The 12,667-nt window shown below is 46.8% G+C and carries 7 protein-coding genes and 1 pseudogene; 5 read left to right on the top strand and 3 right to left on the bottom strand.

Annotated elements, in window-relative coordinates; all coding sequences use genetic code 11:
• Window positions 1-43: 43 nt before the first annotated feature.
• Window positions 44-433 (bottom strand): annotated as a pseudogene (locus tag GGU45_RS05925) (GxxExxY protein).
• Between the two features lie 132 nt (window positions 434-565).
• A complete protein-coding gene (gene gnd, locus GGU45_RS05920) occupies window positions 566-1,984 on the bottom strand; it encodes an NADP-dependent phosphogluconate dehydrogenase (protein WP_435222884.1) in 1,419 nt (472 codons plus the stop codon).
• A 144-nt stretch (window positions 1,985-2,128) separates the two neighbouring features.
• On the opposite strand from gnd, the gene GGU45_RS05915 reads away from it, so the two are divergent.
• Window positions 2,129-3,223, top strand: coding sequence for an N-acetylmuramoyl-L-alanine amidase (locus GGU45_RS05915; RefSeq protein ID WP_435222882.1), 1,095 nt, complete (start codon window positions 2,129-2,131; stop codon window positions 3,221-3,223).
• 89 nt (window positions 3,224-3,312) lie between these two features.
• Window positions 3,313-5,934, top strand: a complete 2,622-nt coding sequence (locus GGU45_RS05910) for an MGH1-like glycoside hydrolase domain-containing protein (RefSeq protein WP_435222880.1) — start codon at window positions 3,313-3,315, stop codon at window positions 5,932-5,934.
• Between the two features lie 253 nt (window positions 5,935-6,187).
• On the opposite strand, the gene GGU45_RS05905 is transcribed toward GGU45_RS05910, so the two are convergent.
• Window positions 6,188-6,484, bottom strand: a complete 297-nt coding sequence (locus GGU45_RS05905) for a hypothetical protein (RefSeq protein WP_435222878.1) — start codon at window positions 6,482-6,484, stop codon at window positions 6,188-6,190.
• Between the two features lie 103 nt (window positions 6,485-6,587).
• Between GGU45_RS05905 and GGU45_RS05900 the strand changes: the two genes are divergently transcribed.
• The 3 genes from GGU45_RS05900 (at window position 6,588) to GGU45_RS05890 (ending at window position 12,656) form a co-directional block, all read left to right on the top strand.
• Window positions 6,588-8,618, top strand: coding sequence for a M13 family metallopeptidase (locus GGU45_RS05900; protein WP_435222876.1), 2,031 nt, complete (start codon window positions 6,588-6,590; stop codon window positions 8,616-8,618).
• 175 nt (window positions 8,619-8,793) lie between these two features.
• Entirely contained in the window at window positions 8,794-10,830 is a 2,037-nt protein-coding gene (locus GGU45_RS05895) for a M13 family metallopeptidase (RefSeq protein ID WP_435222874.1), read from the top strand.
• 1,037 nt (window positions 10,831-11,867) lie between these two features.
• Window positions 11,868-12,656 (top strand): HAD family hydrolase, encoded by a 789-nt coding sequence (locus GGU45_RS05890; protein WP_435222872.1) that lies wholly within the window; start codon window positions 11,868-11,870, stop codon window positions 12,654-12,656.
• The last annotated feature ends 11 nt before the right edge of the window (window positions 12,657-12,667 follow it).

The following is a 12,667-nucleotide window of genomic DNA, read 5'->3' as shown; positions in this document are numbered from 1 at the left end:
CCTTCGTGTTTCTTAGTGTTTTAGCGCCTCCGTAGCGAAACGATTAAAGAATCATTCTCTTTATCCCGTTTTTGATCAGCGGTACGGAGAAATTGATAATAAACCCGTGGCTCTTATCGGAAAGTTTAAGATAACTCAATAATTGCGCTTCTCATACAGGATGATAGTTTTCCTGTGCTTTTAACTCTACAATGATGAGGTCGTTGATGAGGATATCTAATCTTAGTCCTTCGGGGAATTCTAAATCATCATATTTTATGGGAACTTTCCTTTGTTGGATGAATCGTATGTTTCTTTTGGAAAGTTCGTAACAAAAACATGTTTGGTAAACGGATTCCAATAAACCAGGTCCCAGTTCATAATGAATGGTATAGGCAATATCTACTATTTGTTTGGCCAATGCTTCCCGATAGGCATAAAAACTGTTGCTCATTTTGATGTTTTTTAGGTTCGTTAATGAGCATAAAGTTAAGAAAAGAAGTGAATGCCACAAGGAGTCACAAAGGGATTTACGACTTTAGAAATCTTCGTGTTTCTTTGCGTCTTAGCGCCTTCGTGGCGAAAATTATTGCGCCTCTGCCGGTGTATACGGCCAGTCCGTATGAAAGCTTCCCGGCTTGTCAATACGCTCATACGTATGTGCGCCAAACAGGTCACGTTGTGCCTGTATCAGGTTGGCGGGCAAACGCTCCGTTGTATAGGCATCAAAATAGTTCAATATAGAAGAGATGGATGACGCGGCTACACCCGCGTCCATGGCTGTTTTGAGGAATTGCACCATCGCCCTGCGCTTTTCTTTCAATACGCCGGAAAATTGTATGGAACCGATAATGTTGGACAGGTTGGGTTCCTTTTCATAGGCGTTGAACAGATCCTTCAGTAATACCGAGCGGATGATACACCCCCCCCGCCATACTTTTACCACCGTTTTAATATCGATTTCGTAGTTGTAATGGGCCGATGCTACCTGCAGCAGCTCTAACCCCTGGGCATAGGCCAGCATAAACGAAAAATGGAGCGCATCCCGGCAGGTATTTTTAAGTGCATCCAGGCCGGTACCGGTTTTTTGATTCTGGTGATCGTAGAGCTTCGAAAAAGCCCTGCGTTCGTCTTTAAGTGCCGACAGGTAGCGCATGGAAACGGCAATGTCGATGGTGGGCAGGGGCACATTAAGCTCCAGCGAGCTTTCGGAGGTCCATAAACCCGTTCCTTTTTGTTTGGCTTTATCCAGGATCAGATCGATCAGGTCTTTGCCGGTTCCGGGATCTTTCTCTTTAAAAATAGAAGCAGTGATCTCGATAAGGAAGGATTGCAGTTCGCCCTGGTTCCATTCCTCAAACAGGCCGGCAAACTGTGCATTGGTCATGCCTTCGTTCTTCAGCAACCCATATACCTCGCTGATCATCTGCATTACGGCATATTCAATACCGTTGTGCACCATTTTTACATAGTGCCCCGCAGCGGTATGCCCCATATAGGCAACACAGGGTTCGCCTTCTGCTTTCGCGGCAATGGATTCAAGAATATCTTTTACCAGTTCATAGCTTTCTTTGTTTCCTCCCGGCATCATGCTGGGCCCAAAGCGGGCCCCATCCTCACCGCCGGAAACGCCCATCCCGATGAAATGGATCCCGGAGTTTTGCAGTTCCTGGTACCTTCTTTCGGTGTCAACAAAATGGGAATTGCCACCATCGATCAGGATATCGCCCTTTTGCAATTGCGGCACCAGTTCGCCAATCACGGCATCTACAATTTTGCCGGCCGGCACCAGCAGCATAATGATACGGGGCGTTTCCAGTTTTGCCACCAGCTCTGCGGAAGAAGCGGCGGTGGAAACGGGTTTGTCTTTTCCAGCCTCTTCGGTGATTTTACGCTGGTGCTCATCACGGTCGTAACCGCAAACTTCAAACCCATGATCCGCAATGTTTAATACCAGGTTCCGACCCATTGTTCCCAATCCGATCATACCAAATCTTGCAGCCATAAATTTTTTTTCTAAAGGTAATACTGCATTAACAAAATCATAAAATAAATTGTTCGAATGCACAATTTTGGGCGGTATCGGCCATTTTACGAGGATTTTCGTTACTTTCACTAAGGAAACGGCCTTATTTTTTAGATTCATTGAATGAAACGATCAGAAATGTTGAGCAGCAAAGCATTATTTAGAATGGCATTGTTGATGGTGTTGCTGTACGCCTGCGGCACTTCACAACCCGCCCGAAGGAATGTGTTGTCCAGGACATCAACGCCCGCTAACCGGCAACCGACGCAAAATAACGACCGGGGCTCCGGCCAAACCACTTTTTCCAGGCCCGAACAGATCACCCGAAGAAAAGAAACAAAAGAAGAGGATACCCGGAAAGTAAACACGGCAGTAGAAAGGCGTAAGGAGGAAGCGGCTACCGTAACGGCAGCTGATGCAAAAGCCGCAGGTTATCGCTCCCCGGCTTATTACCGGTATATTACAGACAGTATTCAACAGACTTCTGCAAAATCGGCCTATTATAAAACAACAGAAAACCTGTTTAAGCAAATGGCCGTGGTGCCCAACCCGCAAAACCCGGCCATTAACTCCCGGTGGTACACTACTGTAAATTTTGATAACCGCAAACCCAATTTTGTCATCCTGCATCATACAGCTCAGGACAACGCAGAGCAAACCCTGTTCACGTTCTCCGTTACCCGTACCGGGGTAAGTGCGCATTTTGTAGTAGGAAAGGATGGTATTACCTACCAGATGCTCAATGAATATTTCAGGGCCTGGCACGCCGGTAAAAGCAAATGGGGCGCTGTTACCGATATGAACTCCTGCAGCATCGGTATTGAGATCGATAATAATGGTAAAGAGCCATTTCCGGATGCACAGATCAGCGCCCTGCTGAAATTGCTGGATTACCTGAAAGATAAATTCGGTATCCCGCAGGCCAACTTTATTGCGCATTCCGATATTGCGCCCGTACGCAAAAACGACCCCAGTAAATATTTTCCCTGGAAACGCCTGGCAGATGCAGGTTTTGGCTATTGGTATGATTCCGCCAATCTCTCGGAGCCGCCCGCCGATTTTAATGCGTTGCTGGCATTAAGAGTGATTGGATATAATACGGCAATTCCCGCCGATGCCATCCAGGCATTTAAACTGCATTTTATACAAAACGACAGCACCCCCATGTTGACGGATTACGACAAAAAAGTGCTTTACAACGTTTATAAGTATTACTAAACAGCGGGTAAAGGCTTTTATTTTAAAAAAGATATTTTTGCAGCCTCCATATTTAGGGATATGGGGGCTTTTATTTAATTTGAACACTCATGACGGAAGAACATAAACGCCTTGCGGCAAATGCCAAAAAAGCCATCCCATTGGAGCAATGGGGGCCCTATGTGAGCGAGCGCCAGTGGGGAACGGTAAGGGAAGACTATAGCCAGAATGGAGATACCTGGAATTATTTTCCTTTTGACCATGCCAACAGCAGGGCCTATCTCTGGGGCGAAGATGGCCTGGCCGGCATATCGGACTATTTTCAAAATCTTTGTTTTGCCATCTCCCTGTGGAACGGGCAGGACCATATTCTGAAAGAGCGTTTATTTGGGTTGGGCAATAATGAAGGCAACCATGGAGAGGATGTAAAAGAACTCTATTTTTACCTGGACAACCTGCCTACGCACTATTACATGGAATACCTGTATAAATATCCCCAGCAGGCATTTCCTTACGAGCAATTGCGGGAAGAAAATCGCGGCCGCGGGAAGAATGAAACCGAATACGAAATATTGGATACCGGCGCCTTTAACGACCGGCAGTATTTTGATGTACAGGTTACCTATGCCAAGGAGCACAGTACCGACATCGCTATTCGGATCAATATAACCAACCGCTACAACAAGGCCGCTCCTATAACCGTGCTGCCCCTGCTCTGGTTTTATAACAGATGGTCCAACGGATCCAATACCGCCGTTCCGGATATTTCCTTCGTTGATGATCAGACCGTTCTGGCACAGCACAACCGCATCGGCAATTATTATTTCTATTTTCAGGGGGCAGATGATGCGCTGTTTACAGATAATGAAACAAATTTTGAAAAACTTTTTGGCCTGCCCAATAACAACGGGATCTTTGTAAAAGATGCGTTCCAGGATGCGATTATTGAAGGCAAAAATACAGAGAAGCTGCGCAGCCGGAAACACGGCACCCGCTTTGCACCCGTGTTTAAGCGCACCGTCAATGCCGGTGAGACCATTTCCCTTTATTGCCGGCTTACCAACCAATCAACGGCGCATCCCTTTGATGATGGGTTTATGCAGCTGTTTGATAAACGGCGGGCGGAGGCGGATGCGTTCTATAAGGCCATTTTTCCAAGGGGTGTAAACCCCGGCATGGCAAAAGTGCAGCGCCAGGCCCTTGCCGGTTTGCTTTGGAGTAAGCAGTATTATCATTATGATGTGGAGCGGTGGCTCAGCGTATCGGATGGTATTACCCCCATCGTTCCCTCGCGGCTAACCGGAAGGAACAGTGACTGGACGCACCTCAAAAACCAGGACATTATTTCTATGCCCGATAAATGGGAGTATCCCTGGTATGCAGCCTGGGATCAGTCGTTCCAGTGTATTTCCATGGCGGTGGTAGACCCGGTATTTGCAAAAAACCAGTTACTGCTGCTGATGCGGGAGTGGTTTACAAAGCCGGATGGACAGCTGCCTTCCTACGAATGGAATTTTAGTGATGTAAACCCGCCCGTGCAGGCATGGGCGGCGATGGAGATCTATGAAATTGAAAAAAAGATGAAGGGAAAGGGGGATATCGATTTCCTCAAAAAAGTATTTAATAAACTAACTATCAATTTTACCTGGTGGATCAACCGGAAAGACCTGAAGGGCGATAATATTTTTGAAGGCGGCTTTTTGGGGCTGGATAATATCGGGGTGTTTAATCGCAGCTATCATGATAAAGGGGAGATTCAGCTGGAGCAGGCGGATGGTACCAGCTGGATGGGGATCTATGCCCTCAATATGATGGATATTGCGTTGGAGATAGCGGTGGTGGATCCTTCTTTTGAAGATATGGTGACCAAGTTCTTTGAGCACTTTGTTTTAATAGCAGAAGCATTAAATGATCATGTATTGTGGAACGAGGAAGACCAGTTCTTTTATGATGTATTGTGTATGCGGGATGCGCCGCCCCAGCCGCTGAAGATTCGCTCTATTGTGGGCTTAACCTCCCTGTATGCGGTGAACATCATGACCCGGGACGTTTTTGAAAAGCTGCCCGACTTTAAGAAACGGTTTAGCTGGTTTAAAAATTACCGGCTGAAAAACGATCTCTTCTGGCCCAATGAAGAAAAAGGCGATGGTGAAGAAATGCTGATGTCGCTGGTGCAGCGCGACCGGCTAAAGGCCCTGTTGACGCGCTTGCTGGATGAAAGTGAATTTTTATCCGAAGGCGGCATCCGGGCATTGTCGAAGTATCATGAGGCCCATCCCTACTCGGTTACCATTAACGGGGAAGTGCATTCTATCCAGTATGACCCGGGTGATTCCACATCCGATATGTTTGGCGGTAACTCCAACTGGCGCGGACCGGTGTGGATCCCGATCAATTTTATCATCATCCAATCCATAAGAAGGCTGGGCAAGTTTTATCATGATTCGTTCCTGATGGAATATCCTACAGGGTCCGGCAATAAGATGAACCTGTTCCATATTTCAACGGAATTGTCCCGGCGGGTGATCAGCCTGTTTCAAAAAGACAAGGATGGCAACCGTCCTATATATGGGGAGTACAACTGGTTTTTCAATCTTCCCGAAAATCAGGACCTGATCCTGTTTTATGAATACTTTAATGGAGATTCCGGCCGCGGACTGGGTGCCAGTCATCAAACCGGCTGGTCGGCACTGGTGGCTGAGCTGATCAGCGAATTGGCGGATAAAGAATAGCGGTTTCAGGTTTAATGTTTCAAGTTTCAGGTCTGGTAACAAGGAAATGTATCTCAAACGCTCTGTTGATCCAGTGAGTAGAAAACGGGCAATACCGGCGGGTTGGGACATAAAAAAAGCATCGCGTTTTGTTTCAAAACCAGTTTCCTGATTTGTCACTTACTAACCCGATGCTTTTTTGCTTAAAATTCCGGGCGGGCTTTTGCGCTTACCTCGGGCCAAACGCCTCCATGCCTTTCGGTACTTCCGCTGTTTAACCTTTGATAAGGGCCCCCGTCCATGCTGTATTAAGCGAAGACGATTTCTGATTTCCCGGTATCAGGACCCGCCGCACACCTGCATTGTAGCTGGTGAATGGCTGTGCTGCTAAAACCAGGATGTCAAAGAATCTGTTGGTGCATTTAACAAAACCGCCTAATAAATTAATTGTTCTCATCAAATGCAATTTGAAGATACGATCTGCAAACGGCCGTTTCCAAATTTTTATTCCTATTGTTTTGCAGCTATTATGAACAAATTTATGCACTAAAAAAGGTAGTTGTTCACCCATGATCCCGGTTTTGAACGGGTTATGCACCATGAAATGCACACTTAAAACAGGGAGGGATCCCCGATGGGAAATTATTTATCTTTATAAAAACCTGGTACACAAAATGAACCGCTTTATAAAAACGGGAATATGGGCGGCTGGAGCAGGCCTTTTATTTGCAACTGCGATTTTGCTGACCCGGAAAAAGCAACCTGCTGCTACCCTGGCAACAAAAGAGGCTTCCCTGAAGCCGGGCAATGATTTTTATAACTATGCCTTCGGTATTCAGGTTCAAAACAACCCCTGGCCCAAAGACCAGTATGGAAATAGTTTTTTACTTCTGCAGGGTTTTAATGCGAAAGCCTTAAAATCAATACTGGAGAAAGCCAGTGCCAACAAAAAAACACCGGCCGGTTCGGTAGAAAAACGGGTGGGCGATTTTTATGCAGCAGGGATGGACACAGTGACGATTGAAAAACTGGGGTCTGTACCCATAAAGAACGAGCTGGCAGCGGTTGATGCCATAAAGACCTTACCGGAACTGGTCAAAAAAATGAATGCGCTCCGTATCAACGGTATCGCTTACCCTCTTTATGGTTTTTTTGTGGTTCCGGACCCCAAAAGTACAACAGTTACCATCTCCTACCTGGAACAGGGTGGCACCACATTGGCGCATAAGAACAATTATTTAAAGGATGATGCGCACTCCGTTGAGCTCCGCAAAAGATATTTAAAATACATTTCCACACTGCTGGATTTAACGCGCGCTTCTTCCAGAGAGGCACCCGCCCATGCGGCAATTATTTTTAATATAGAAAAACAACTGGCGGCAGCCCAGCCGGACCCCGTAGAAATGCGGGATATCACTAAAACGTATAATAAATTTTACCTGGACGATCTTTCCGGGATCACGCCGGGGCTGAACTGGAGAACAATCCTTGCAGAACTGGAAGTAAAAGAACAGGATAGTGTGCTGGTAAGCAGCCCCGCATTTTTTACTGCAATAGCCGGGCTGTTAAAAACGATTCCGCTTGATAGTTGGAAACTGTATTTGAAATGGAACATTCTGAAAGAAGCAGCCCCATATTTGAGTGCTCCTTTTACAAGGGCAAATCTGGCTTTTACGACACCTGATAAAAGGCTGGGTACACCGCGCGGGGAGTGGCTTTCCGCATTAACCGATGGCAGCATCGGAGAGCTGCTGGGGCAGTTGTATGTAAAGGAATATTTTGAGCCGGCAACAAAAGTCAGGGTGGAAGAAATGGTAGCCAACCTGAGAAAAGCATTTGAAATAAGGATAAAGGGGCTGAACTGGATGGGGACAGCTACCAAACAAAAAGCATTGTCCAAGCTGGCGGCCATCCGCCTCAAAATTGGCCACCCGGATAAATGGGAAAACTACCAGGGGCTGGAAATAGGCCGGGGCACATTTTTTAAAAACATACAAAATGTGCGCAGCTGGCAATATCATTTCATGATCAGCGGGTTGGGAAAACCGGCAGACCGGGAGCGCTGGGAAACAACGCCGTCAGCAGTGAATGCTTATTACAACCCGGTGCGGAATGAAATGGTTATTCCGGCAGGCATCCTTCAGCCCCCCTTCTTTGATCCCCATGCAGATGACGCGGTGAACTACGGTGCAATCGGTACGCTGATAGGACATGAAATGGCGCATGCATTTGATGATAACGGCAGCCGGTTTGATGCAGATGGCACGCTCCGGAACTGGTGGACCCCCGAGGACCGGAAACGATTTGATGCAAAAGCAGCGATGCTGGTAAAGCAGTTTGATGGCTATACCGTGCTGGACAGCATTCATGTAAACGGGAGATTGACTTTGGGAGAAAATATTGCAGACCTGGGCGGCCTGAATGTGGCTTATGATGCCTTTAAAATGACGCGGGAAGGCAGATGGGACCGGAAAATTGGCGGACTTACCCCGGACCAGCGTTTCTTTCTTTCCTGGGCACAGCTCTGGAAGGAATATATTGACGATATGAACCTGGCACAAATGATCCTTACAAACCAACATCCGCCGGGCCGATACCGGACCATTGGCCCACTGGTGAATACGGATGCCTGGTACCAGGCATTTGATGTAAAGCCGGGGGAGAAATTGTATAAGAAGCCGGGAAACCGGATCCGGATTTGGTAAACACGCCGGCTCTGTAAAACAAATAGAGCCCTCATCCCGGAGATCTTGTTGATGACCGGAATAAATGATGCTCCTGTTTCTATCCGGGGGAAACAGCGGTTGTTTTGAAAATTTAAAACAGACAAGCGTTGCTAATTGAAAAATATTTATTTTCACACCCTAATTTATCTGCATAATGAATCAAATTTTAAAAATAGGGGTTGCAGGCGTCAGCGCCTGTTTTTTATGGGCCGGCCAGCCGCTGCAGGCACAGAAGCAGCTATTTATAGATCCTGCAAATATGGACCCTTCAGTAAAACCCGGGAACGATTTTTACGAATATGCCAGCGGCACCTGGGTAAAAAATAACCCGGTGCCGGCTAAGGAAACCCGTTGGGGAAGTTTTAATGTACTGCGCGATTTTAATATCAACGCCGTAAAATCGATCCTGGAGAAAGCCCGGGCCGACAAAAGCGCCCCGGCAGGTTCTGTTGAAAAACGGGTAGGGGATTTTTATGCGGCAGGTATGGATAGTGCCGCCATTGAAAAGCTCGGCTATAATCCCATAAAAAAAGACCTGGCTTCCATAACCGTAATAAAAACATTGCCGGAATTGCTGCAAAAAATCAACCAGCTCCGCAGCAACGGTATCGCATCACCATTGTATGGATTCTACGTGGGACAGGACCGTAAGAATGTGGAAGTGATGATCCCCCAGTTAAGCCAGGGAGGAACATCGCTGCCAGACAGGGACAATTATTTAAAAGACGATCAGCGGTCGGTGCAGATACGCGCGGCTTTTGCAAAATATGTTTCCAGGTTGTTTGAGCTGACGGGAACATCCTCTCAACGGGCATCGGCAAATGCCGCAACCATTTTTAATATTGAAAAACAACTGGCCGAAGCGCAGCTGAGCCGGGTGGAAATGCGCGATGCCTATAAAACCTATAATAAATTCTTGCTGGGTGATCTTTCCGGAACGACCCCCGGTCTTGACTGGAAAACGACCTTGCCGGAACTGGGCGTAAAAGGCCAGGACAGTGTGCTGGTGAATAACCCGGCATTTTTTACAAAGGCTGCCGGCCTTTTAAAAACGGTTCCGCTTAACGACTGGAAGGTTTACCTGCAATGGAATATCCTGAAAGGTGCAGCGCCCTATCTGAGCACTGCTTTTGTAAATGCGAACTTCGCTTTTACGCAAGCGCTCACCGGACAAAAGATCCAAACACCACGCTGGCAGCGGATGTCCTCGTTAACAGATGGTAATATAGGAGAACTGCTGGGACAGTTATACGTAAAGGAATATTTTAAACCCGCGGCCAAAGCAAGAATGGAAGAACTGGTGGCCAATCTCCGCAAAGCCTTTGCGATCCGGATCAAAGGGCTGGATTGGATGAGTGCCGCTACTAAGGAAAAAGCGCTGGCAAAGCTGGCGGCCTTCCGGCCTAAGATTGCTTACCCCGATAAATGGGAAAATTATGAGGGATTGACTATCGATCGTAGCAATTTTTTTCAGAACATAAGAAGTGTAAATAACTGGGGCTATCATTTTATGATCGGCCGCCTTGGAAAACCGGTAGACAGGGACCGCTGGGGCATGACGCCGCCAACGGTAAATGCGTATTATAGCGCTACGCTTAATGAGATCGTTTTTCCCGCCGGTATCTTGCAGTTTCCCTTCTTTGACCCCAATGCAGATGACGCCGTAAATTATGGAGGGATTGGTGCGGTAATCGGGCATGAAATGTCGCATGGCTTTGATGATAATGGAAGCAAATATGATGCAGATGGTACGCTGAGGAACTGGTGGACAGATGAAGACCGGAAAAAATTTGATGCGAAGGCCGCAGCGCTTGCAAGCCAGTTTGACGGCTATACCGTGCTGGACACTATTCATGTAAATGGGAAACTGACCCTGGGCGAAAATATAGGCGACCTGGGTGGAATGAACGTGGCTTACGAAGCGTTTAAGATGACCCAACAAGGACAATCAAATAAAAAGATAGATGGCTTTACGTCCGACCAACGCTTCTTCCTCGCCTGGGCGCAGGTATGGAGAGGAAATATTCTTCCCGAAACCGCCGCTCAGTTCATTTTAACGGACCCGCATTCCCCCGGGCCTTACCGCACCATTGGCCCGCTGGTGAATATGGATGCCTGGTATAAAGCATTTGATGTAAAAGAAGGTGATAAGCTGTACAAAAAACCGGAAGACAGGATCCGGATCTGGTAAGGCCTCCCCGGAGGAGGAATATCAAATGTTGAATATCCAATTTAAAATGTAGAAGTGGGGGAAGGGAGCGTTCCAGGTTTCAGGTTGGGATCCGTTCCTACGTCTGATGTCTGATGTCTGATGTCTGATGTCTGATGTCTGATGTCTGATGTCTGATGTGAACCTTCTAAGGTACGAAAGAGCCGGTTAGTATCAATGGTCGATAGTCGATGGTCGATGGTCAATAGTTCATGGAGTATAAAGCAGGATCCAACCTGAAACTTGAAACCTACAAAGACCCCGGTTAATACTGAACCTCAAACCTCAAATTAAAAAACGAAGACTTCGTCAATCCCCCGGCTCTCATTTACACATTTACACATTTTCAAATCTTCAAATTAGTATGAATATCCGGTTAGAATCAATGGGCAATGGTCAATCAATGTCGTTTACTTAAGCCAGATGTTGAGCCCCGAAGACGTAAAACGGGGAAGGGTTTTGGGGCATCATGCGCATCAAGTTAATTTTGCCCCCCGGGGAGCTGCAGCGCAGCGCTGATCCTGTTAGTAAGCAACAATACGGGTAATAAAGGTGCAGCGCACCGGTAATTATTGCAGTTTGTATAAGCCTGGTGACGAAATTACCGCCGCGCTGCGGCTATGTGAGGTTTTGGGCGCTCATTATTATAAGGTTTAACGGCGCGCTGCGCCTATATGCCACTGGAACATTTTTTCTATCTTGATGCCAATGCGATGCATCGGAAGTGAGCCATATAATTGGAGATCCGCGCGCTAAGGAAACGGCATTGAATAGTTAATAGTCAATGGTCGATAGTCAATGGTCAATAGTTCATGGAGTATAAACCCCGATCCAACCCGAAACTTGAAACCTGGAACTTTAACTGAAACCTGAAACGTCAAACAAAAAACATCAAACGTCAAACAAAAAACCGAAGACTTCGTCAATCCCCCGCTCTCATTTCCACATTTCCGCATTTTCAAATCTTCAAATTCTCAAATTCTCACATTCCCGCGGGGTACCTACCTTTGCGACACTTTATGATTAAGCTTATTGTTACAGACCTGGACGGATCTCTATTAAATGACAAAAAAGAACTGCCTCAGGAGTTCTGGGATCTCGAAAAACAACTGGTACAGCAAAACATAGTGTTGGGTATTGCCAGCGGCCGGCCGCATCATAACCTGCTGGCGCTGTTTGCACCCATAAAAGATCGTACTTATTTTTTATCGGACAACGGAAGTTTTGTAACCTACAGGGGGGAAGAATTACTGGTGAAAATGCTGGACCCGGAGGCTGTTACCACTCTGGTGCAAAAGGCCCGGGAACTGAATAAGGTATATCCGGTGCTTTGTGGAAAAGACAGGGCCTATATGGAAGATAATGATGAAACCCTGTTACAGCAGGCATTGCAGTACTATCAGCATTACCAGATTGTTCCGGACCTTACAAAGGTTACAGCTCCTATTTTAAAAGTCTCCCTCTGCGACCTGGTCAATGCGGAAACCAACAGTTATCCGCATTTCAGACAGTTTGAAGCCACATACAAAGTTGCGGTTGCCGGTGAGCGCTGGCTCGATTTTACGGCCCTTAATGCCAATAAGGGCATTGCTATCAAACTGTTACAGGAGCAGTTAGGGATTGGATACGACCAAACCCTGGTGTTTGGAGACTATATGAACGACCTGGAGATGATGGAAGCAGCAAAATACAGCTATGCCATGAAGAACGCACACCCGGGGATTATTGCCGCGGCGGCCTATGTTACAGAATTTGATAATAACGAAGAGGGGGTGGTGCATACTATAAAAAAGTTGTTGGGGTATTAGCATTCCGGTAC

It is taken from the genome of Niabella hirudinis (genome assembly GCF_051201075.1).
GTDB classification, from domain to species: Bacteria; Bacteroidota; Bacteroidia; order Chitinophagales; family Chitinophagaceae; genus Niabella; species Niabella hirudinis.
This window is presented reverse-complemented; position numbering and strand designations above follow the sequence as displayed.